The sequence below is a fragment of the Mycobacterium sp. IS-2888 genome, assembly GCF_001954215.1.
GTDB lineage: Bacteria > Actinomycetota > Actinomycetes > Mycobacteriales > Mycobacteriaceae > Mycobacterium.
This window is the reverse complement of sequence record NZ_MBET01000066.1, coordinates 128,514-150,856: the sequence shown is the minus strand read 5'-3', so window position 1 is coordinate 150,856 and position 22,343 is coordinate 128,514. Positions and strand designations below refer to the sequence as shown.

The 22,343-nt window shown below is 67.5% G+C and carries 22 protein-coding genes and 1 pseudogene; 11 read left to right on the top strand and 12 right to left on the bottom strand.

Annotation, left to right across the window (positions count from 1 at the left end; genetic code table 11):
- Positions 1-28: 28 nt before the first annotated feature.
- Positions 29-583, top strand: coding sequence for a TetR/AcrR family transcriptional regulator (locus A5745_RS12250; protein WP_240563125.1), 555 nt, complete (start codon positions 29-31; stop codon positions 581-583).
- Between the two features lies 1 nt (position 584).
- Here A5745_RS12250 and A5745_RS12245 read toward each other — a convergent pair whose 3' ends face one another.
- Complete coding sequence (locus A5745_RS12245) at positions 585-1,037, bottom strand: hypothetical protein (RefSeq protein WP_076116189.1); 453 nt, start codon at positions 1,035-1,037, stop codon at positions 585-587.
- Between the two features lie 4 nt (positions 1,038-1,041).
- Entirely contained in the window at positions 1,042-2,211 is a 1,170-nt protein-coding gene (locus tag A5745_RS12240; protein WP_076116188.1) for a Rieske 2Fe-2S domain-containing protein, read from the bottom strand.
- A gap of 115 nt (positions 2,212-2,326) precedes the next feature.
- Here A5745_RS12240 and A5745_RS12235 point away from each other — a divergent pair, with 115 nt between their 5' ends.
- Positions 2,327-2,851, top strand: a complete 525-nt coding sequence (locus A5745_RS12235) for a gamma carbonic anhydrase family protein (protein WP_076116187.1) — start codon at positions 2,327-2,329, stop codon at positions 2,849-2,851.
- Positions 2,852-2,942: 91 nt separating this feature from the next.
- Here the strand turns inward: A5745_RS12235 and A5745_RS12230 are convergent, their stop codons facing one another.
- The 4 genes from A5745_RS12230 to A5745_RS12215 are packed head-to-tail and all read right to left on the bottom strand — an operon-like array spanning position 2,943 to position 6,632.
- Entirely contained in the window at positions 2,943-3,344 is a 402-nt protein-coding gene (locus tag A5745_RS12230; RefSeq protein ID WP_076116282.1) for a nuclear transport factor 2 family protein, read from the bottom strand.
- 26 nt (positions 3,345-3,370) lie between these two features.
- On the bottom strand, positions 3,371-4,558 hold the full coding sequence (locus A5745_RS12225; RefSeq protein ID WP_076064229.1) for a thiolase domain-containing protein: 1,188 nt from the start codon (positions 4,556-4,558) through the stop codon (positions 3,371-3,373).
- On the bottom strand, positions 4,558-5,622 hold the full coding sequence (locus A5745_RS12220; protein ID WP_076116186.1) for a thiolase domain-containing protein: 1,065 nt from the start codon (positions 5,620-5,622) through the stop codon (positions 4,558-4,560). The genes A5745_RS12225 and A5745_RS12220 overlap by 1 nt, the downstream gene beginning before the upstream one ends.
- Before the next feature lie 14 nt (positions 5,623-5,636).
- Positions 5,637-6,632 carry a Zn-ribbon domain-containing OB-fold protein gene (locus A5745_RS12215; RefSeq protein WP_076116185.1) on the bottom strand — a complete coding sequence of 332 codons (996 nt, stop codon included), beginning with the start codon at positions 6,630-6,632 and terminating at the stop codon, positions 5,637-5,639.
- A 64-nt stretch (positions 6,633-6,696) separates the two neighbouring features.
- On the opposite strand from A5745_RS12215, the gene A5745_RS12210 reads away from it, so the two are divergent.
- Genes A5745_RS12210 through A5745_RS12200 form a run of 3 tightly spaced genes read left to right on the top strand, consistent with a single transcriptional unit; the run spans position 6,697 to position 9,687 of the window.
- Positions 6,697-7,728, top strand: coding sequence for an LLM class F420-dependent oxidoreductase (locus A5745_RS12210; protein WP_076064232.1), 1,032 nt, complete (start codon positions 6,697-6,699; stop codon positions 7,726-7,728).
- A gap of 43 nt (positions 7,729-7,771) precedes the next feature.
- The gene (locus tag A5745_RS12205; protein ID WP_076116184.1) at positions 7,772-8,488 is read left to right on the top strand and encodes an acetoacetate decarboxylase family protein; all 717 of its coding nucleotides are present in this window, start codon (positions 7,772-7,774) and stop codon (positions 8,486-8,488) included.
- A gap of 8 nt (positions 8,489-8,496) precedes the next feature.
- Positions 8,497-9,687, top strand: coding sequence for a cytochrome P450 (locus A5745_RS12200; protein WP_371336930.1), 1,191 nt, complete (start codon positions 8,497-8,499; stop codon positions 9,685-9,687).
- Between the two features lie 58 nt (positions 9,688-9,745).
- On the opposite strand, the pseudogene A5745_RS12195 reads toward A5745_RS12200, so the two are convergent.
- Both A5745_RS12195 and A5745_RS12190 read right to left on the bottom strand, forming a co-directional pair.
- Positions 9,746-10,584, bottom strand: a pseudogene (locus A5745_RS12195) (hypothetical protein).
- Positions 10,585-10,685: 101 nt separating this feature from the next.
- Complete coding sequence (locus A5745_RS12190) at positions 10,686-11,498, bottom strand: crotonase/enoyl-CoA hydratase family protein (protein WP_076064236.1); 813 nt, start codon at positions 11,496-11,498, stop codon at positions 10,686-10,688.
- Positions 11,499-11,562: 64 nt separating this feature from the next.
- Here A5745_RS12190 and A5745_RS12185 point away from each other — a divergent pair, with 64 nt between their 5' ends.
- From A5745_RS12185 to A5745_RS12170, 4 genes are read left to right on the top strand one after another with little or no spacing between them, the layout of a single operon-like run.
- The gene (locus A5745_RS12185) at positions 11,563-13,203 is read left to right on the top strand and encodes an acyl-CoA synthetase (RefSeq protein WP_076116182.1); all 1,641 of its coding nucleotides are present in this window, start codon (positions 11,563-11,565) and stop codon (positions 13,201-13,203) included.
- 4 nt (positions 13,204-13,207) lie between these two features.
- Positions 13,208-13,975, top strand: coding sequence for a fructosamine kinase family protein (locus A5745_RS12180; protein WP_076116181.1), 768 nt, complete (start codon positions 13,208-13,210; stop codon positions 13,973-13,975).
- A 24-nt stretch (positions 13,976-13,999) separates the two neighbouring features.
- Positions 14,000-14,824 carry an amidohydrolase family protein gene (locus A5745_RS12175; RefSeq protein WP_076064239.1) on the top strand — a complete coding sequence of 275 codons (825 nt, stop codon included), beginning with the start codon at positions 14,000-14,002 and terminating at the stop codon, positions 14,822-14,824.
- Positions 14,821-16,371 (top strand): acetolactate synthase large subunit, encoded by a 1,551-nt coding sequence (locus tag A5745_RS12170; protein WP_076116180.1) that lies wholly within the window; start codon positions 14,821-14,823, stop codon positions 16,369-16,371. The genes A5745_RS12175 and A5745_RS12170 overlap by 4 nt, the downstream gene beginning before the upstream one ends.
- Here A5745_RS12170 and A5745_RS12165 read toward each other — a convergent pair.
- The 4 genes from A5745_RS12165 to A5745_RS12150 are packed head-to-tail and all read right to left on the bottom strand — an operon-like array spanning position 16,357 to position 20,922.
- Positions 16,357-17,070 carry a serine hydrolase gene (locus A5745_RS12165; RefSeq protein WP_076116179.1) on the bottom strand — a complete coding sequence of 238 codons (714 nt, stop codon included), beginning with the start codon at positions 17,068-17,070 and terminating at the stop codon, positions 16,357-16,359. The two genes, A5745_RS12170 and A5745_RS12165, sit on opposite strands and share 15 nt — an antisense overlap.
- 4 nt (positions 17,071-17,074) lie before the next feature.
- Positions 17,075-18,580: a long-chain-fatty-acid--CoA ligase FadD17 gene (fadD17, locus tag A5745_RS12160; RefSeq protein WP_076116280.1), complete on the bottom strand. Its 1,506-nt coding sequence runs from the start codon at positions 18,578-18,580 to the stop codon at positions 17,075-17,077.
- Between the two features lie 45 nt (positions 18,581-18,625).
- Positions 18,626-19,723: an acyl-CoA dehydrogenase family protein gene (locus A5745_RS12155; RefSeq protein ID WP_076116178.1), complete on the bottom strand. Its 1,098-nt coding sequence runs from the start codon at positions 19,721-19,723 to the stop codon at positions 18,626-18,628.
- A gap of 17 nt (positions 19,724-19,740) precedes the next feature.
- Positions 19,741-20,922 carry an acyl-CoA dehydrogenase gene (locus A5745_RS12150; protein WP_076064242.1) on the bottom strand — a complete coding sequence of 394 codons (1,182 nt, stop codon included), beginning with the start codon at positions 20,920-20,922 and terminating at the stop codon, positions 19,741-19,743.
- A 202-nt stretch (positions 20,923-21,124) separates the two neighbouring features.
- Between A5745_RS12150 and A5745_RS12145 the strand changes: the two genes are divergently transcribed.
- Positions 21,125-21,316 (top strand): ferredoxin, encoded by a 192-nt coding sequence (locus tag A5745_RS12145; RefSeq protein ID WP_076064349.1) that lies wholly within the window; start codon positions 21,125-21,127, stop codon positions 21,314-21,316.
- Between the two features lie 44 nt (positions 21,317-21,360).
- Positions 21,361-22,275 carry a 3-oxoacyl-ACP reductase gene (locus A5745_RS12140; protein ID WP_076116177.1) on the top strand — a complete coding sequence of 305 codons (915 nt, stop codon included), beginning with the start codon at positions 21,361-21,363 and terminating at the stop codon, positions 22,273-22,275.
- Positions 22,276-22,343: the final 68 nt, after the last annotated feature.

Below are 22,343 nucleotides of genomic sequence, written 5' to 3'. Positions count from 1 at the left end.
CGGCGCCATAATGTCTACAGTTGTAGACATGATGCGAGACGCGGCCGCCACCAGGACACGACTTCTCGATGCTGCTCGCGAGCTGTTTCTCGGTCAGGGGTACAACGCCGTCGGCCTGCGCGAGGTGGCCGCGAAAGCCGGCGTCGACGTCACCCTGGTTCGCCGCTATTTCGGCTCGAAGCAACGGCTTTTCACGGAGGCCACCGACGTCTCGGAGGACACCGACGAAATCCGCAACGCCGCCGACGCCGCCGTGGGCCGGCGCATGATCGCCCGCGTCCTGGGGGCCCGGCGGGACGTCGACGCGCCGCTGTTCGCCCTGCTGCGCTCCAGCGGGGATCCCTCGGTGGTGAGCCGGCTGAACTCGCAACTCGAGCGCGGCCTCACCCGCAACCTGTCCAAGCGGATAACCGCCGACCACGCCCGGATTCGCGCCGACATGATCACGGCGCTACTGCTGGGCATCGGCGTGCAGCGTGTGCTCTTGCAGAAAAAACCCATGGCCAGCGCGCGCGACGACGACATCGCCGCGGTGTTCCTGGAGGCCTTCGAAGCGATCACCAAACTGCCCCAAGGCGATTGACTCAGTAATCCTCCGGAACCGAGTCCAGATAGCCCTCCGCGACCGCGTGCTCGATGCTGTCGCTCAACTTCGGGCAGGACCGGGTGCGCGCGGTATCCCCACCGGACTGGCGCACCTCGGCGAAGTGTGCGCATCGCTGCGACGCCTCGCTGTTCCATTGCACCGCGGTGTGGCCCGGGCCCAGCCGCCTGACGGTGACCGTGACGTGGCAGAACCGGCAATCCACCGGCAGCAGCCCCGAGGTGAGGTAGCGCTCGCGGTCGGCGCGGGTGGCGTCGGCGACCTGGGCGGCGCGCTGCGGGTCATTGGCGAAATCTCTTGACTTCGACCAGGATCCACCGCCGCGGCCGGTCGGGGCGTCGCGCTCGTCGTGGTTGTGATGATCGCCGTGCAGCAACAACATCGAACGCGCGAGTCGGTCGACGTCGGGGACCGCGGGCTGATCTTCGGACATGGGCCTAGTGTTGCTCGGCGGGTACCTCGTCGGATGTGGGGTCGGATTCCCGCGCCTTCAGGTTCTCTTCGACCTCGGCGTTCCAGTATTCGTTGGCGCGCGTGGTGTCCACCTCGATCTCGAAGCGCTCCACCATTTCCGGCTGGATGTCGGCGACGTCGACGTAGAACTGCTGATACCAACGGCGCAGCTGATAGACGGCACCGTCCTCCTCGACCAGCAGCGGGTTGTCGATGCGGGTCTTGTGTTTCCAGATCTCGACGTCCTGCATGAAGCCCTTGCTGACGCCCTCGGTGAACACCCGCGAGAGCTTGTCGGTCATCTTTTCGTCCATGCCCTTGGGCTTTTCGACGATGACACCCCACTGCAGGACGAACGAATTCTGCGTCACCGGGTAGTGGCAGTTGATCAGGATCGACTCGGCCTTGTAGTCACCGTATTTGTTGTGCAGCCAGTTGATCATGAACGACGGCCCGAAGTAGGACGCCTCCGAATCCAGGTGCGCCTCCCCATACGAGGTGCCCAGGTCGTTGACGTCCGGCCGGCCCACGTTGTGCAGGTACTGCGAAGCGATGTGGCCCTCGAAGACGTTCTTGAAATAGGTCGGCAGACCGAAATGGATGTAGAAGAAGTGCGCCATATCGGTGACGTTGTCGATGATGTCGCGGCAGTTGGAACCCTCGATCAGGACGCTGTTCCATCGCCAGTCGGTCCATTCGTCGCTGTGGGCTTCGGGAATCTCGGGGATCTGGACCGCGGGGTCCGGCGGATTGCCCTCGTGGTCGTGCCAGACGAACAGCAGGCCACCACGCACGTCGGTCGTCCAGGACCGGGTGCGCGCCGTCTTCGGCGTGCGCTTGGCGTACGGCACCAGCTTGCAGCGGCCGTCGCCGCCCCAGCGCCAGTCGTGGAACGGGCACGCGACCTCGTCACCCTTGATGGTGCCCTCCGACAGGTCGCCGCCCATGTGGCGGCAATAGCCGTCCAGAACCTTCAGGTCCCCGTGCGAGTCGGCGAAAACGACCAGTTTGGTGCCGAACGCCTCGATCGAGTGCGGCTTACCGTCCCGGAAGTCTTTTGCGACGCCCAGGCAGTGCCAGCCGCGGGCGTACCTGGTCGGCAAGGGGCCGGGATCGATTTCCCGGATGCCGACCGCTTTGGTATCGGTACTCACCTGTCACCTCCAACTTGCGAGCCCTCTAACTAGAACACGTTACAGTTTTGCGGTCGCCATGCGCAATGACGGTGCGTCTGGCCACGTGATATTCGCGCTGCGGTATATGTAAACGATGCCGCTGTTCTCTTTCGAGGGTCGTTCGCCCCGGATCGATCCCACCGCGTTCGTGGCCCCGACCGCCACCCTGATCGGCGACGTCACGGTCGAGGCGGGCGCGTCGGTGTGGTTCAACGCCGTGCTGCGCGGCGACTACGGGCCCATCGTGGTGCGCGAGGGTGCCAACGTGCAGGACGGGTCGATGCTGCACGCGCCGCCGGGCATCCCGGTGGACATCGGTCCCGGGGCGACCGTGGCGCATCTGTGCTGCATCCATGGGGCTCACGTCGGATCCGAGGCGCTGATCGCCAACCACGCCACCGTTCTCGACGGCGCGGTGATCGGCGCGCGCAGCCTGATCGCGGCCGGGTCGCTGGTGCTGGCGGGCACCCAGATTCCGGCCGGGATGCTCGCCGTCGGATCACCGGCCCAGGTGAAAGGGCCGATCGCCGGAACCGGCGCGGAGATGTGGGTCAACCTCAACCCGCAGGCCTATCGAGACCTGGCGCAGCGGCATATCGCCGGGCTCGAGCCGATCTAGACGTTGCCACCCGCGGCTTCAGGCGCCGAGCGTGCAGCCAGCCGCACGGTGGAAACCGAGTGTGCGGCTGGCCGCACGCTCGCGTCCGGCGTCAGACCTTCTTGGTGTTCGCGACCGCGCGATCCATCTCCCAGTACGCGCGCAGGGCGAGCATCTTGCCCTCGTCGTCGGCCCTGTAGGTGAACACGCCCTCCGCGGTGGTCTGGTAGTCGCCCGTGGTGATCAGGATGTGCCCGACGTTCGCTTCCTCGTTGCCGCACTGGTAGGTGTCGCGGAAGACGAACTCGATCTTGGTGGTGGGGGCGATCGCCTTGTCCCAGAACGCCGAGATCGCGTCGCGGCCTCGGTGCCCCTTGCCCTCCGGGTCGAACGGCGACGGCCCGATCGGGTCCTCGACGATGGCGTCGTCGGCGAACACCGCCAGCCACGCCTCTTTGTCCCTGGCGATGACGGCCTCGCGGGACCGGCGGCCGGCCTCGTGGGCGGGGTTCATGGTCTCTTGCTGAGTCTCCGTCATTGTCAACCCCTTTCGGGCTTGTCGGCGCCGACCACCCACATCGAGTAGTACTGCGAGCCGCCGCCGTAGGCGTGCCCCAACGCCTTTCGCGCGCCCGGCACCTGGTGATCCCCGCCCTTGCCCATGACCTGGATCGCCGCCTCGGCGAAGCGAATCAGGCCCGACGCGCCGATTGGGTTCGACGACAGCACGCCGCCCGACGGGTTCACCGGGAGCCGCCCGCCGATCCGGGTCTCGCCGGCCTCGGTGAGCTTCCAGCCCTCGCCCTCGGGCGCAAACCCGAGGTTTTCCAACCACATCGGCTCGAACCACGAGAACGGCACGTAGATTTCGGCGGCGTCGATCTCGTCGATGGGGCTGGTGATGCCGGCCGCCTTCCACAGCGCGGCGGCCGCGTCGCGGCCCGCCTGCGGGCTGACCTGGTCGCGGCCCGAGAATTGCAGCGGCTCGGTGCGCAGCGCCGTCGCGTGGATCCAGGCGACCGGATGTCCTTGTGCCAACCGGGATTCGGCGATCTCCTCGTTGCCGATGACGACCGCGGCCGCGCCATCGGACGACGGGCATGTCTCGTCGTAGCGGATCGGGTCCCACAGCATGGGGGACTCCATCACCTTTTCGAGGGTGATGTCGGGCTGGTGCAGGTGCGCCAGCGGGTTGCGGGCCCCGTTGAGCCGGTCCTTCACCGCGACCATGGCGCCGATGTTCAACGGAGCGCCCGACCGGCGGATGTACGACCGAACGTGCGGGGCGAAATAGCCGCCCGCTCCGGCGCCGACCGGCTTGATGAACGGGATCGGAATCGACAACGCCCACATGGCATTTGATTCCGACTGCTTTTCCCAGGCCATCGCCAGCACGCGGCGGTATTTGCCCGACTGGACCAGGCTGGCCGCCACCACGCCGGTGGATCCGCCCACCGAGCCCGCGGTGTGCACCCGGATCAGTGGCTTGCCGGTGGCTCCCATGGCGTCGGCCATGAACAGCTCCGGCATCATGACGCCCTCGAAGAAGTCGGGCGCCTTGCCGACCACGACGGCGTCGATGTCATCGAAGGTCGACCCGGAGTCGGCAAGGGCACGGTCGATGGCCTCGCGCACCAGGCCGTTCATCGAAACGTCTTGCCGCTTCGCGACATACTTGGTCTGCCCGGTACCCAGTACCGCGGCGAGGACCGCTCCCGCACCGGCCATCAGTTCTTCCCTTCCATGACCGCGACCAGGTTCTGTTGCAGCGCCGGTCCGCTGGTGGCATGCGCCAGCACACGCTGGGCCGACCCATCCCAGATATGTTGGGCCGCAAATCCGATGCGCTCAAGACCGGCGACGAACATCGGGTTGGCCGACAGCGTGCCGCCGGACGGATTGACCTTCGTCGCCCCCGGAATCCGGATCGCCTCCGCGATGATCAGGTGCTGATGGGTGAAGGGCGCATGGATTTCGGCGACGTCGAGGTTGCGGATGTGTCCGCCGGTGGCTGCCTTGGTCGCGGCCGTCGTCGACGGCGACTCGGTGAGGTCGCGTGCGCCCAGCACCGGCGTCTCGATGCGGTGTTCGATTCCCGTGATCCAGGCGGGGTTTTCGCGCAATTCACGGGCGCGGTCGTCGGCCGCGAGCACGATCGCCGCGGCACCGTCGGTGATCGGGGCGATGTCGTGGCGCCGCAGTGGGTCGGCGAAGAACGGCCGGTCGAGCAAATCGTCGATGGTGATCGCGGATTCGACGGAGTCCACCCGCTTGGCCTGCGCGAAGGAATCCAGGGCGACGCGCGCCATCTGCTCGAAACTCCACTTCTCGGCGTCGAGTCCGATGCGGGCCTGTAGCCCCGCGATCGACACCGAGTCCGGCCAGAGCGGCGCGACGGTGTAGGGGTCGGTCTGCCGCGATAGGACACGGCGCAGGGTTCCGGCCGAGGACTTGCCGAAGCCGTACACCAGCGCGGTGTCGACCTCGCCGGTCAGGATCTTGATGTAGGCCTCGTAGAGGGCCCACGCCGCGTCCATCTCGACGTGCGATTCGTTGATCGGCGGAACCGCGCCGATCGAGTCGATCGCCGAGATGAACGAAAACGCCCGTCCGGCAAGGTAATCCGAAGAACCTGAACACCAGAAGCCGATGTCGGCCTGGGAGATGCCGAGTTCTTCATAGAGCTCGGCGAAGCACGGCATCAACATCTCGACGCCGTTGGTGGTGCCGTCGGTGCGGCGGACATGCGGGGCGTGGGCAAAGCCGACGACCGCAACGTTGCGAGCGCTCATTGCAGGTAAGCCCTTTACAGGTGGTGCTTGTAGGTGTCGTAGTCGGCGTCGGGTTCGCCGGTCGGCCGGAAGTACTCGATGTTGTCGATGCCAAAACCCCACTCCTCGCGAGGTTTCCAAACCGCCTCGACGCGCATGCCCATCCGCACCTCGTGCGCGTCGATATCGGCGACCAGATGCAGGAACGGGATGTCGGCGCCGTCGAGCAGCACATAGGCCGCCACGTAGGGCGGTTTGATGCGCTGACCCTTGAACGGGATGTTGATGATCGCGAATGTCGTCACCGTGCCCTTGTCGGGCAGCTCGACGAACTCGGTGGTGGGCTGGCCGGTGGCGGGATCCGCGCCGTGCGGCGGGAAATAGACCTTGCCGTTTTTGCCGGTCTTCGCGCCCAGCAGCTTGCCCTCGGCGATGGCGCGCAGGTACGCGCTTTCCTCGTGCGAGGCGGTGTGCTGGATCGTCATCTCGATGGGTGTGACGATCACGGTGACCGGTTCCCGGTCGTCCTCGGGTTGCTCCGCCACCGGCTCGGCTTCCCCCCCCAGGGCGAAGTACGCGATGTCGGTGATCGCACCCACCGGCTCGTCGGCCCAGTGCACGTGCACCCGGGCGCCGCGCCGGATGGCCGCGGGTTCGCCGGCATCCACCGCGTGTAGCAGCGGGATGTCGGCACCGTCGAGCTTGATCAGCGCCCACGCGAACGGCCGGTCCAGCGGCTGGCCTTCCAGCGGCTCGGGCTGCCAGGCCCAGGACACCACGGTCCCGACCGCCGACACCGGTACCATCTCGGCCAGCGGCTCATAGGTAACCGGGTCATATTCCGCCGGAGGTACGTGTACCCGGCCATCGGATCCGCGCACCCCGAGGATGCGGCGCTCACGCAGTGCGGTGAAGAACTTGCTCAGCGTGGGGCCGACCGAACGGGTGTAGTCGAAGGACAACGTCAGTGGCGCGGAGAGTGGTGGCTCAGGGTGATCGATCAGGGTCGGGCCGCTCGAACTGGGTGTCACGCCTTCGAGTAGAACAGGTTCTAAGAATGGTTTCAACATCGGGTCGGCTGGAAGGGCGAACGTCATGAAGCTGGGTTTGCAGCTGGGGTATTGGGGCGCTTCGCCGCCGGAGAATGCCGGGGAACTCGTCGCCGCGGCGGAGTCGGCCGGTTTCGACGCCGTGTTCACCGCCGAGGCGTGGGGATCCGACGCCTACACCCCGTTGGCCTGGTGGGGCTCGTCGACGCAGCGGCTGCGGCTGGGCACGTCGGTGATTCAGCTGTCCGCGCGCACCCCGACGGCCTGCGCGATGGCGGCGCTGACCCTCGATCACCTGTCCGGCGGCCGGCACATCCTCGGCCTGGGCGTCTCCGGCCCGCAGGTGGTGGAGGGCTGGTACGGCCAACGATTCCCCAAGCCGCTGGCCCGCACCCGGGAGTACGTCGACATCCTGCGGCAGGTCTGGGCCCGGGAGAAGCCGGTGACCAGCGACGGCCCCCACTACCCGCTGCCGCTGAGCGGAGAGGGCACGACCGGCCTGGGCAAGCCGCTGAAGCCCATCACCCACCCGCTGCGCGCCGACATCCCGATCATGCTGGGCGCCGAGGGACCGAAGAATGTCGCGCTGGCCGCCGAGATCTGCGATGGCTGGCTGCCCATCTTCTACACCCCGCGGCTGGCCGGCATGTACAACGAGTGGCTCGACGAAGGGTTCGCCCGGCCCGGCGCGCGCCGCGGCCGAGAGGACTTCGAGGTCTGTGCGACGGCCACCATCGTCATCACCGACGACCGCAGCGCCGCCTTCGCGGCCATGAAGCCCTATCTGGCCCTCTACATGGGCGGCATGGGCGCCGAGGACACCAACTTCCACGCCGACGTCTACCGCCGGATGGGCTACGCCGAGGTCGTCGACGACGTGACGAAACTCTTCCGCAGCAACCAGAAGGACAAGGCTGCGGAGATCATCCCGGACGAACTCGTCGACGACGCCGCGATCGTCGGCGACATTGACTACGTGCGTGAGCAGGTCAAGGTGTGGGAGGCCGCGGGCGTGACCATGATGGTGGTCAACGGGCGCACTGCCGCGCAGATCAGCGAGCTTGCCACGCTGGTTTAGGCGTTCCTTGCCAGGGCAGTAGAACGCGTTCTAGATTGGCCCGATGACAGCCTCGCAGCACACCATCGCGGGCACCGTACTGACGATGCCGGTACGGATCCGCAAGGCGACCCAGCACATGGCGATGTTCTCGGTGGACGCCGGCGCCGCCCAGCGGATGATCGACTACAGCGGCCTGCGGGTCTGCCGTTACCTGCCCGGGCGCGCGATCGTGGTCCTGATGTTGATGCACTACATCGACGGCGACCTCGGCCAGTACCACGAGTTCGGGACCAGCGTGATGGTCAACCCGCCCGGATCGGACGCGAGCGGGCCCCGCGCGCTGCAGTCGGCGGGCGCCTTCATTCATCACCTGCCCGTCGACCAGCCGTTCACGCTGGAAGCCGGAACGAAGATCTGGGGTTACCCGAAAGTCATGGCGGACTTCACCGTTCGCGAGGGCCGCCAGTTCGGGTTCGATTGCACCGTCGACGGGCAACTGGTGATCGACATGGAATTCGGTCGCGGCCTGCCGTTTTCGCTGAGCCCGCGCCAGCAGGAGCAGCGCACCTACTCGCACCGCGACGGTGTCACCCGCGAGACGGCGTTCGAACACACACTTGACGGCGTGCGCACCCGATTCGGCGGGGTGCGCGTCCGGCTGGGCGATCACCCGTATGCGAAAGAGCTGGCCACGCTGGGCCTTCCGAAGCGCGCGATGCTGTCCAGCTCGGTGGAGAACGTACAGATGACATTCGGTGACGCTCAGGAGATCTCATGACGACTGCGATGACCAGACCCGACGTCGACCTCACCGACGGCGCTTTCTACGCCGGTGACTCCCGAGCCGTCTACCGCTGGATGCGGGAGAACGAGCCGGTCTTTCGCGACCGCAACGGGTTGGCCGCCGCGTCGACGTATCAGGCCGTGATCGACGCCGAACGCAACCCCGAGTTGTTCTCGAACGCCGGTGGCATCCGACCTGACCAGGACGGCGTCGAGATGATGATCGAGATGGACGATCCGCAACATCTGTTGCGCCGCAAGCTCGTCAACTCCGGTTTCACCCGCAAGCGCGTGAAAGACCAAGAGGCCAAGATCGTTTCGTTGTGTGACACGCTGATTGACGCGGTGTGCGAGCGCGGGGAGTGCGACTTCGTCTGGGACCTGGCCGCGCCGCTTCCGATGGCGGTGATCGGCGACATGCTCGGTGTGCGCCCGGAGGAACGCAAGATGTTCCTCAAGTGGTCCGACGATTTGGTCAGCTTCTTGAGCAGCACCGCGGCGCAAGAGGATTTCCAGGTGTCGATGGATGCCTTCGCCGCCTACACCGAATACATGATGGGGATGATCGCGGCCCGCAAGGAGGAGCCGACCGATGACCTGGTCAGCGTCCTGGTGCACGCGGAGGTCGAGGGATCACGCCTGGAGGACCATCAGATCGTCACCGAGGTGCTGCTGCTGCTGATCGGTGGCGACGAGACCACCCGTCACACGCTGTCCGGCGGGACGAGGCAGCTGCTGCTGCACCCCGATCAGCACCGCCGTCTGGTCAACGACCTGGAGCTGCTGCCCAACGCCATCGAAGAGATGCTGCGCTGGACGGCGCCGGTGAAGAACATGGCGCGCACCATCACCGCCGACACCGAGTTCCACGGCACGCCGCTGCACCAGGGCGAGAAGATGATCCTGCTGTTCGAGTCGGCGAACTTCGACGAGAAGGTCTTCGACGACCCGGAGAGCTTCGACATCGAGCGCTACCCGAACAACCACCTCGCGTTCGGCTTCGGGACGCACTTCTGCCTTGGCAACCAGCTCGCCCGGCTGGAGCTGTCGATCATGCAAACCCGCCTGCTGCAGCGGCTTCCGGACTTGCGACTGGCGTCTCCAGACGCCGCGCTGCCCCTGCGGCCCGCGAATTTCGTGTCCGGCCTCGAGAAGATGCCGGTGGCGTTCACCCCGAGCGCGCCGCTGGGCTGAGCCACCCGCGCCGAGCGTGTTCTCAGGGCGAGAATCAGGCCAAATTTTCACCGTGACTTCACGTTCGGCGGGCCCAGGCCGCCGCCAATCGTCCCAGGATGCCGCCGCGCGTGTTTCCGGCCGTGACCCGGATTGCGATCCAACCCAGCTGCGCTAGCGCTTCGAAGCGCTCGACGTCCCTGCGGAATTGCTCGGGATCGGTCCAGTGGTGGAGTCCCTCGTAGTCGAGCGCGATTCTCATGTCGTCCCAACCCATGTCGACAACGGCGACAAGCTCTCCATGCTCGCCTTGGACCGGTAGCTGGGTCTGCGGGGGTGGGTAACCGGCCTCGATGACCAGTAGTCGGAGCCACGTTTCTTGCGGTGACTGCGCACCGGGGTCGACGAGGGTCAGCGCACGCCGCGCGCGCCGGATGTTTCGGTGGCCTTTGTACCGTTCGGCGATCAATTCGGCATCGGCAACCTTCAGCCCGGTTGCTCGGGCCAGCGCATCGATAGCGGCCACGGCTTTGCCGACGGGATAACGACAGGCCAGGTCGAACGCGGTACGGGCCGGGGTGGTTGCGGGCATTTCACCGATGGCTTGGGTCTCGTCGTCCGCGATGGTGTCCGACCAGGTGTGGATGCCGGCCGGCGGGCGACGGTGCTCGTACAGCAACTGCGCCGGCGCCCGATCATCCACCCACCTGGCGCCATGCAGTGCCGATGCCGAGAGGCCGGCGACGACCCCACGCCGCCGCGACCACAGCCAGGCAGCGTGGGCTCGCTGTACCGCGGTGAGGTTTGTGCCGCATGCCACTAGACGTCCGGATGCAGCGAGACATATCGGCTGCGCAGCTGGTGACGCGTCAGTGCGCCCGATGCGAGCGCCTCGCTGCCGACGAATGGTCCCTGCATGCGCGAAGTGTGCCTATCGGCACCGACACCCTCGCCGAACGTGTTCTCAAGGCGAGGAAATGGCCAAAAAATCGCCCTGAGTACACGTTCGGCGCAACGGGTTAGCGGTTTTGGAAGTTGGGCTTGCGCTTCTCGGCGAAAGCCCGCGGCCCTTCCTTGGCGTCGTCGGACAGGAACACCTTGATGCCGATCTGGGTGTCGATCTTGAAGGCGTCGTTCTCGTTGAGGCCCTCCGTCTCGCGGATCGCCCGCAGGATCGCCTGCACGGCCAGGGGACCGTTGTTCTCGATGAGCTCGGCGATCTCCAGCGCCTTCGTCAGCGCCTGCCCGTCGGGGACGAGGTAGCCGATCAGGCCTATCTCCTTGGCCTCGGCGGCGGTGATGTGGCGTCCGGTCAGCAGCAGGTCGCACGCCACCGTGTATGGGATCTGCCGTACCAGCCGGACGGCCGATCCGCCCATCGGGTACAGGCTCCACTTGGCCTCCGAGATGCCGAACTTGGCGCTTTCGCCGGCGACCCGGATGTCGGTGCCCTGCAGGATCTCGGTTCCGCCCGCGATTGCGGGGCCTTCGACGGCGGCGATGAGTGGTTTGGTCAGCCGGCGGCCCTTCAGCAGGGCGTCGATGCGCGACGGGTCGTAGCTGCCGTCCTTGAACGAATCGCCCGGCGGCTTTTTGGTTGCTGTCTTGAGGTCCATGCCCGCGCAGAAGTAGCCACCCGCCCCGGTGAGGATGCAGCACCGGATGTCGTCGTCATTGTCGACGCGATCCCAGGCCTGAACCATGATCTCCATCATTTCCGTGCTCAGCGCGTTGCGGGCGTGCGGCCGGTTCAACGTGACGATCAGGGTGTGGCCGCGCTGCTCGACCAGCGCGTCGGGACCGGTCTGTTCGTTTGCTGGAGCGTCGGCCACGGCTACCGCCTTTCCGTCGACATGGGGCACGAGCTTGTCAAGAAATGTAACACGTTCTAATTTGGTGGCCGTGGCCCTGAATATTGCCGATCTCGCAGAGCACGCCATTGACGCTGTGCCCGACCGTGTCGCCCTGATCTGCGGCGACGAGAAACTGACCTACGCGCAACTCGAGGAGAAGGCCAACCGCCTGGCGCACTACCTGATCGACCAGGGGGTGAAGAAGGACGACAAGGTCGGGCTCTACTGCCGCAACCGCATCGAGATCGTCATCGCGATGCTCGGCATCGTCAAGGCGGGCGCGATCCTGGTGAACATCAACTACCGCTACGTCGAGAGCGAACTGCGCTACCTGTTCGACAACTCCGACATGGTCGCGCTGGTGCACGAGCGCCAGTACTCCGACCGTGTGGCCAACGTGCTGCCGGAGACGCCGAACGTCAAGACGATCCTGGTCGTCGAGGACGGCAGCGACAACGACTACCAGCGCTACGGCGGCGTCGAGTTCTACGCGGCGATCGCGCAGGGCGCGCCCGAGCGGGACTTCGGCGAACGCAGCGCCGACGACATCTACCTGCTGTATACCGGCGGCACCACCGGCTTCCCGAAGGGCGTGATGTGGCGCCACGAGGACATCTACCGGGTGCTGCTCGGCGGAACCGACTTCGCCACAGGCGAATTCGTCAAGGACGAGTACGACCTCGCCAAGGGCGCCACCGAGAACCCGCCGATGGTCCGGTATCCGATTCCGCCGATGATCCACGGCGCCACCCAGTCGGCCACCTGGATGGCACTCTTCGCCGGCCAAACCACCGTGCTCGCACCAGAATTCAACGCTGACGAGGTGTGGCGCACGATTCACAAACACAAGGTCAACATGTTGTTCTTCACCGGCGACGCGATGGCGCGGCCGTTGCTCGATGCGCTCGAGAAGGACAACGACTACGACCTGTCGTCGCTGTTCGTGCTTGCCAGCACCGCGGCGCTGTTCTCGCCGAGCATCAAGGAGAAGCTGGTGGAGCTGCTGCCCAACCGGGTGATCACCGACTCCATCGGCTCCTCGGAGACCGGCTTCGGCGGCACCAGCATCGTCGCCAAGGACGCACCGCACAGCGGCGGCCCGCGGGTGACGATCGACCACCGCACCGTCGTCCTCGACGAGGAGGGCAACGAGGTCAAGCCGGGCTCGGGCGTGCGGGGCTTCATCGCCAAGAAGGGCAACATTCCCGTCGGCTACTACAAGGACGAGAAGAAGACCGCCGAGACGTTCAAGACCATCAACGGCGTGCGCTATGCCATTCCCGGAGACTGGGCGCTGGTCGAGGAGGACGGCACCGTCACGATGCTGGGCCGCGGATCGGTGTCGATCAACAGCGGCGGCGAGAAGATCTACCCCGAGGAGGTCGAGGCCGCGCTCAAGGCCCACCCCGACGTCTTCGACGCCCTGGTGGTCGGCGTGCCGGATCCCCGCTACGGCCAGCACGTGGCGGCCGTTGTGCAGGCCCGGCCGGGCTCGCGGCCGACGCTGTCGGAGCTGGACGGCTTCGTGCGCTCCGAGATCGCGGGATACAAAGTGCCGCGCAGCCTTTGGCTGGTCGACGAGGTCAAGCGCTCGCCGGCCGGCAAACCCGACTACCGCTGGGCCAAGGAGCAGACCGAGGCGCGGCCCGCCGATGACGTGCATGCCGCTCACGTAACCGCCTGACGCCCTGACCGACTTCGTCAAACAGCACGCGGGCGCGCCCGCCGGCTACTTCGGCTGGGAAGCGGCCGGGCTGCGCTGGCTTGCAAGCGTCGACGGCGGCGTGCCCTGCGCGCAGGTTGTTTCTTTCGACGCGACCAGCCTGACCCTGCGGCGACTTGAGTCGGCGGCCCCGAGCCGCGAGGCGGCGCGCGTGTTCGGCAACCGGCTCGCCGTCACGCACGACGCGGGTGGGGCGGCGTTCGGCGCGGGTCCCGACGACTGGGATGGGCCGGGGTTCTTCGGGCCCTTATCCCAGCCCTTGCCAATGTCGTTGCGGCAACACCGGCGCTGGGGCGATTTCTACGCCGACGAACGGCTGCTCCCGATGGCCGAGCTCGCGGCGCCGGTGCTGGACGCATCGACGCGCGACGCGGTCGACTCGGTGGCGGCGCGCTGCCGTGCGGGCGACTTCGACGACGACGATCCGCCCGCACGGCTGCACGGCGATTTGTGGAGCGGCAACGTGATGTGGACGCCCGGCGGGGTGGTCGTGATCGATCCGGCCGCGCACGCGGGGCACCGCGAGACCGACCTCGCGATGCTCGCGCTGTTCGGCTGCCCGCACTACGACGCGGTCCTCGCCGGCTACCAGGAGGTGCGACCGCTGAAACCCGGCTGGCCCAACCGCATTGGATTGCACCAACTCTTTCCGCTGCTGGCGCACGTCGCGCTTTACGGGGGCGGATATGTGGGGCAGACGCTGGCCGCCGCCCGCGCCGCGCTGGCCGCCTGAACGCCGGTCTAGAGTCAGTTCTCGATGACGATCGACGTCTGGATGCAGCATCCGACCGCGCGGTTCCTGCGCAGCGACATGCTGGCCTCGTTGCGGCGCTGGACCGGTGGCACCATTCCGGAGGGCGACATCCCGATCGACGCGACCGTCGCGTCGATGGATGCGGCCGACGTGCAGCTGGGCTTGCTCAGCGCGTGGCGCGGGCCCGGCGGGCTGGATCTCGTCTCCAACGACGAGGTCGCCGAATGGATTCGGTTGCACCCCACCCGGTTTGCCGGCCTGGCCGCGGTCGATCTCGATCGCCCGATGGAGGCGGTCCGCGAGCTGAGGCGCCGCGTGAGTGAGGGATTCGTGGGCCTTCGGGTAGTGCCCTGGCTGTGGAACGCCCCGCCCACCGATCGCCGCTACTACCCGCTGTTCGCCGAATGCGTCGAATCCGGTGTGCCGTTCTGCACCCAGGTCGGTCACACGGGCCCGCTGCGGCCGTCGGAGACGGGACGACCCATCCCCTACGTCGACCAGGTGGCCCTCGACTTTCCGGAGTTGGTGATCGTGTGCGGGCACGTCGGCTATCCGTGGACCGAGGAGATGGTCGCCGTCGCCCGCAAGCACGAGAACGTCTACATCGACACCTCGGCCTACACGATCAAGCGGCTCCCGCAAGAGCTCGTCCGCTTCATGAAAACACCTACCGGACAACGCAAAGTCTTGTTCGGCACTAACTACCCGATGATCGGCCACGCCCACGCGCTCGCGGGGCTCGACGAACTCGGACTCGACGACGAGGCTCGCCGCGACTTTCTGCGCGGCAACGCCGAACGCGTCTTCAAACTGGAGGCAGTCAAGTGAACGGTGCCCAGGCCCTGATCAACACGCTGGTGGACGGCGGCGTCGACGTGTGCTTCGCCAACCCTGGCACCTCGGAGATGCACTTTGTTGCCGCGCTCGACGACGTCGCGGGGATGCGCGGTGTGCTGGCCCTCTTCGAAGGTGTCGCCACCGGCGCGGCCGACGGTTATGCGCGCATCGCGGACCGGCCCGCGGCGGTGCTGCTGCATCTGGGCCCCGGATTGGGCAACGGCCTGGCCAACCTGCACAACGCGCGCCGGGCCCGGGTACCGATGGTGGTCGTCGTCGGCGACCATGCCACCTATCACAAGAAGTACGACGCCCCACTGGAATCCGACATCGACGCGCTTGCCGGCAGCGTCTCGGGATGGGTGCGCCGGACGGGTGCGGCCGGCGATGTCGCGTCCGATGCCGCCGAGGCCATCGCGGCCAGCAGGTCGGGCTCATGCATTTCCACCCTGATCCTGCCCGCGGACGCGTCCTGGTCGGACGGCGCCCAGCCCGCCAAGGTGGTACCCGCGCAACCCGCGGGCGCCGATCCGCTCCTGGCACCCAAGGTGCTGGAGGTGCTGCGGTCGGGGGAGCCCGCGGTGATCATGCTGGGCGGGGACGCCACCCGCGGACCCGGGCTGGCCGCGGCCGCGCGGATCGCCGCGGCGACGAGCGCGCGCCTGCTCTGCGAGACGTTCCCGACGCGGCTGGAACGAGGCGCCGGTGTGCCCGCCGTCGAGCGGCTCGCATACTTCGCCGAGGCCGCCGCGGCCCAGCTGGACGGCGCCAAACACCTCGTCCTGGCCGGCGCCAAGTCGCCGGTGTCCTTCTTCGCCTACCCGGGGATGCCCAGCGACCTGGTCCCGGCCGGCTGCGAGGTGCACACGCTCGCCGGACACAGCGGCGCGGCCGGCGCGCTGGCCGCGTTGGCCGACGAGATCGCGCCCGGGACGGTCGCGGAGGTCGCGGCCCCGTCGCGCCCGCAGCTGCCGACCGGGGAGCTGACCGCCGCGTCGGCGGCCGACGTGATCGGTGCGCTGCTGCCGGAACGGGCGATCGTCGTCGACGAGGCGAACACGTCGGGCGTGCTGCTGCCGCAGGCCACCGCCGGCGCGCCCGCCCACGACTGGCTGACGCTGACCGGCGGGGCGATCGGCTACGGCATCCCGACCGCGGTCGGCGCCGCGGTCGCCGCACCCGAACGGCCGGTGCTGTGCCTGGAGTCCGACGGATCGGCCATGTACACGATTTCGGGCCTGTGGAGCCAGGCGCGGGAAAACCTCAACGTGACCACCGTCGTCTACGACAACAGCGCCTACGACATCCTGCGGATCGAGCTGGCCCGGGTGGGCGCCGGGTCTGCGCCCGGTCCCAGAGCGCTGGACCTCCTCGACTTGTCGCGCCCGACAATGGATTTCGTCAAGATCAGCGAAGGCATGGGAGTTCCGGCCCGCCGCGTCACCACCCCGGAAGAATTCGCCGATGCCCTGCAAGTAGCCTTCGCCGAACCTGGGCCGCACCTGATCGACGCCGTCGTCCCGTCAATAACGCGCTAGCCCGGGAATACGGCTGAGGAGCCACTCCGACAGCGCGTTGACGACCTCGACGCCCGTCTCGAACGCCCCATCGTGGACCTCGGCCGCCAGCGCCACGCCCCATTGGCCGGACGGTGTGGGGACGATCCCGAACTGCCGGACCAAATAGTCACCATTTACCCCCGGGCCCCAACCGCCCTTCGCCGCGAGGCCTTTAGCGGCCAGGCCCCATTGCTGGCCCGCGGTGAGGCGCTGCATCAGGTCGATGACGTCGGCCGCGTCGGGGATCGACGTCAGCTCGGCGGCGAACCGCGCCTGCCGCTGCAGCGTCCACGGTGTTTGGCCAAATGCCGTGTAACCGCGGCGAAGTCGGCGCGATTCGACCACGGTGGCGGTGTCGCCGCCCTCGGCGATGACGCCCTGCACCAGCCGTGCCGCGTCCGCCGGATCGCCCAGCCCGGACCACAACTGCTCGGACGCGCGATTGTCGGATTCCGTGATGGCCTTCACGGCCAGGTCTTTGGCGCGCAACCAGTCGCTGCGCAACGCCGCGATTGCCAGCGGCACTTTGATCGTCGACCAGGCGACGCCGGACCACCACCGGCCCAGCGAGTAGGTCCGGTCCGGGCGGGCGATCGCGATGCCGACACTCGCGGGCACCGCGGCGGCAAGCTGTTCGAAACTCGCTTCCAGCGCGAGCTCGAGGGGGCGGGACGTCATGTGCTTACCGGCGGATCGGCCAGACGGGTTCGCCGCAGTCGACACCCTCGGACGACAACTGTCGCTTGAGCACCTTGAAGGTCACCGTCCGCGGCAGCTCCGCGCTCACCCTGACGTACGACGGCCACTGCTTGGGTCCTAAGTCCGGTTGTTCGGCCAGGAAGGCCCGGAATTTCTCGGGGTCGAACTCGCTCCCGGGCGCCAGCACCAACGCCGCCATCACCTGGTCACCGACGACCGGATCGGGCACCGCGTACACCGCCACCTCGGTCGCATCAGGATAGCGCAGCAGCACCCGCTCGATCGGCGCCGCGCCGAGGTTCTCGCCGTCGACCCGCATCCAATCACCAAGTCTCCCAGCAAAGTAGGCGTAGCCGGACTCGTCGCGATAGGCGAGGTCGCCGCTGTGATAGATACCGCCGGCCATCCGCTCGGCCTCGGCGGCCTCGTCGTTGTAGTAACCCTCGAAACGGCCCGACCCGGCCGTGTTCACCAGCTCGCCGACCACTCCCGCCGGGCAGGGCTTGCCGGTGTCCGGGTCGACGATGTCGAGCCCCTCGGTGAGCGGACCCAACGCACCGGGCGGGGTGTCGGGGGTGCGCGCAATGGCCACCCCGCCCTCGGTGGAACCGAATCCGTCCTGCACCACACAGCCGAACCGTTGCCCGAAGCGCTCGACGTCGGCGGGCACGCCCTCGTTGCCGTACACCGCCCGCAGCGGATTGTCCCCGTCGTCGGGCCGCTCGGGTGTGGCAAGGACATACGACAACGGCTTGCCGACGTAGTTGGCGTAGGTGGCGCCGTAGCGACGAACATCGCTTAGGAAGTTCGACGCAGAGAACTTGCGCCGCAAGGCCATTGATCCCCGGCACGCTGCCGCCACCGCCCAGCCCACCAGCACCGCGTTGGAGTGAAACAACGGCATCGACACATAGCAGACGTCGTCGGGGCCGAGATCGAATCGCTGGGTCATCGTCACGCCGGCGATAGCGACCTTCCCGTGGCTGCACTTCACCGCCTTGGGATCGCCGCTGGTGCCCGACGTGAAGATCAGCATGAACAGGTCGGTGGGCGAGGCGGACTGGAAGCTGGGTTCGGCGTCGGAGTGCGCGGCCAGCTCGTCGGCCCATTCGCCGGAATCGACGTTGAGGTGCTCGATATCGCCCAGTGTGGCAGCCGAGTTCGAATCGGCCAGGACCAGCTGGCAGTCGGCCCGGTCGATATCGCGGGTCAGCGCCTCGCCCCTCCGCACGGGATTGAGCCCGACCGGCACGATGCCCGACATCCCGGCCGCGACCAACATTGCCGAGAAGAACGGAGTGTTTTCCAGCAGCACGCCGACGTGCGGTGGTCGTGCGGGGTCGAGGCGCTCGCGCAGCGTTGCGGCGATCCCGGCGCCCTGCCGGATGTGATCACGCCAGCTGGTGAACGAGTCCTCGAAGTAGACGCCCCGGTCGTCGATCTCAGCCAGCGGCACCAGCAGGTCGGTGACCGTGAGGTCGGCCGGGATCACGAAGCTCAATTCGCGCGCTCCCCGTTCGACGTTCCCGCGGGGCTAAGCAGGGGTTTCCGCCAGCTCACGGCCGATCCGACGCAGCTGGCCGGTCGCGCCGCCCAGCGCGAACTCGGTCTCCTTGGCGGCCAGGAAATAGCGGTGCACCGGGTGATCGGTGTCGACGCCGACGCCGCCGTGCACGTGCACGATGGTGTGCGCCACCCGATGTCCGGCATCGGCGGCCCAAAACGCCGCACTGGCCACGTCGATGTCCGCGGGGAGATCCTCCGAGACGCGCCAGGCCGCCTGCGTGAGCGTCAGCCGCAATCCCTTGACGTCGATGTATCCATCGGCCAGCCGCTGCCCGACGGCCTGGAAACTGCCGATCGGCCGATCGAACTGCTCGCGGGTGCGCGCATATTCGGCCGTCATCTGCAAACCCCGCTCGAGCGCGCCGAGCTGAAAGGCGCTGCGGCCCAGGGTGGCAAGCGTCTCGAGCCAGACCACCACCTCGGCGCCGCCCACCTTCCGGCCCGCGCCCACCTCGGTCCCGTCCAGCGTCAGCTGCCCCACGCTGCCCAAGCCCGTGGTTTGCAGTGCGGTCACCGTGACGCCCGGATCGTCCGCAGCGATCAGAAAGACGGCGGCGCCGGAATCGGTCTGGGCGGGAACCAGAAATGCGTCCGCGACCGGCCCGAAGCCGACCTGGGTTCGAGTGCCGGTGAGACGGTAGCCATCGCCGGCGGCGACGGCCTGGACCGGCCCCTCACCCATCTCGCCGTCGAGGGCGACCGTGAGGATCTTCTCCCCGCTGACCGCCGGCGCGCCCCACTGCTGCTGCAGTTCCTCGGAGCCGAACCGGGCCAGCGCCCCGGCGGCCAGGACGACCGAGTCCAGGTAGGGCACCGCGGCCAGTTGGTGGCCCAGCGCGACCAGCACGGCCGTTTGCTCGAGCACGCCGAAACCGTCGCCGCCCAGCGCCGTCGGCGCCGCGCTGGTCAAGATGTCGGCGTCGACGAGCTTGCGCCACAGCTCGCGGTCGAACCGTTGGTCAAGCCCGTCCAGCTCGCGCTGGTGTTCCGGTGTGCACACCGCGTCCACGATGGTGTCGACCAGCCCACCGAGGTCGTTCGCCGCTTCGGTTGTCGTGAAATCCATGAATGTTCGTCCTTAATTCAGCGGCTGGCTCGGGGCAATCCCAGCGCGACCATCCCGATGATGTCGCGCTGCACTTCGTTGGTACCGCCGCCGAAGGTCAGGATCAGGCACGCCCGGTGCATCCGCTCGACGCGGCCGCGTAGCAACGCGCCCGGCGAGTCCGGACGCAGGGTCGCCGCGGTGCCCAGGACCTCCATCAGCAGCCGGTAGGCCTCGGTGGCCAGCTCGGTGCCGAACACCTTGGCCGCCGACGCGTCGGCCGGCCCCAGGTTCTCACTTGCCGCCGATGCCAGCTCCCAGTTGATCAGCTTGAGCACCTCGGCCTTGGCGTGCACGCGGGCGAGGTTGAGCTGCACCCACTCCGAGTCGATCAGCCGGGCCCCGCTGGCGTCCTTGGTGTGCTGCGCCCACTCACGGACCTCGCGCAGGGCCACGATGATGGGTTGTGCTGACACCAGGGCGACCCGCTCGTGGTTCAGCTGGTTGGTCACCAGCTTCCAGCCGCCGTTCTCCTCGCCGACCAGGTTGGTCACCGGCACCCGGACATCGGAGTAGTAGGTGGCGCTGGTGTCGGGGCCGGCCATGGTGTGCACCGGCGTCCACGAGAAGCCCTCCGCGGTCGTCGGGACGATCAGCACCGAAATGCCGCGGTGCTTTTTCGCCTCGGGATTGGTGCGCACCGCCAACCAGACGTAGTCCGCGTACTGAATCAGGCTGGTCCACATCTTCTGGCCGTTGACCACGTAGTCGTCGCCGTCGCGGACCGCGGTGGTGCGCAGGTTGGCCAGGTCGGTGCCGGCGCCGGGCTCGGAGTAGCCGATCGAGAAGTGCAGATCGCCCGCGGCGATCTTGGGTAGGAAGAACTTCTTCTGCTCGTCGGTGCCGAAGGCCATGATCGTCGGCGCCACGCTGTTGATGGTCAGGAACGGCACCGGCGCGCCGGCGATGGCGGCCTCGTCGGTGAAGATCAACGAGTCCATCGGGGACCGATCCTGGCCGCCGTACTCCTTGGGCCAGTTCAGGGTGAGCCAGCCGTCCTTGCCCATCTGCGCGACCGTCTCGCGGTACACGTTGCCGACGCCGATTTCGCCCTGCGTCGAGCTCAGCGCCTCGCGGCGCTCCGGGGTCATCAGCGTGGTGAAGTACGACCGCAGCTCGCGACGCAGCTCCTCCTGTTCAGGGGTGTAACTGATGCGCATTCCAGCCGTCCTTTGTTCAACGTGACCGGCCATTCTGGCGGCCGCGGCTCGACCAACGGCTACCCGTTCGTCTTCCCGGTTGTAACACGTTCTAGTCTGGGAATCCAGCGACCGTTTCGCCAGACGCACCGGGGCCCTATGGTGGAGCTACCTACCGATGGGGCGCGTGCTCAGGTTGAAGGCCAGGTTCAAGGAGGGTGCCGTGCGGGTGATCGTCGATCGTGACCGGTGTGAAGGTAACGCGGTGTGCTTGGGAATCGCGCCGGATATCTTCGACCTGGACGATGAGGACTATGCCGTCGTGAAGACCGATCCGATTCCGTCCGACCAAGAACAACTGGCCGAGCAAGCAATCGCCGAATGCCCGCGCGCCGCGTTGCTGCGCGAGGACTAGGCCGCGGCCGGCACCGGTAACCCGAAACTAGAGGTATTCATAAATTGACTAGCAGCACGAACGCGACCGATCTATCCCGAAAGGTCGCGGTGGTGACCGGTGCGGCCGCGGGGCTGGGACGGGCCGAGGCGCTGGGCCTGGCCCGGCTGGGCGCCACCGTCGTCGTCAACGACATCGCCGCGGCGCTGGACGCCTCGGACGTCATCGACGAGATCACCGCCGCCGGCTCCAAGGCCGTCGCCGTCGCCGGCGACATCAGCCAGCGCGCGACCGCCGACGAGCTGGTGGCCACGGCCGACGGCCTGGGCGGCCTGGACGTCGTGGTGAACAACGCCGGGATCACCCGCGACCGGATGCTGTTCAACATGTCCGACGAGGAATGGGACCTCGTCATCGCGGTCCACCTGCGCGGCCATTTCCTGCTCACGCGCAACGCGGCCACCTACTGGCGCTCCAAGGCCAAGGACGCGGGCGGATCGGTCTTCGGCCGGATCGTCAACACCGCGTCGGAGGCGGGCCTGGTGGGCCCGGTCGGGCAGGCCAACTACGGGGCCGCCAAGGCGGGCATCATCTCGCTGACCTTGACGGCCGCCCGGGCGCTGGGCCGCTACGGGGTGTGCGCCAACGCGATCTGTCCGCGGGCCCGCACCGCGATGACGGCCGACGTGTTCGGCGACGCGCCAGATATAGAGGAAGGCGGCGTCGACCCGCTGTCGCCGGAGCACGTGGTGAGGCTGGTCCAGTTTCTGTCGTCGCCCGCCGCCGCGGAGGTCAACGGGCAGGTGTTCATCGTCTACGGTCCTCAGGTGACGTTGGTTGCGGCACCGACGGCGGAGCACAGGTTCATCGCGGAAGGAGCGGCCTGGGACCCCGCTGCGCTGAGCAACACATTGCGGGATTACTTTGCTGGACGCGATTCGGAAAAGAATTTTTCCGCGACTGGGCTGATGGAGCAATAGCGATGTAGTGCTAGTCAACGGGGGGGAATCGGCCAGTAGAACATGTGTCAGATTGATAACGGCGCAAC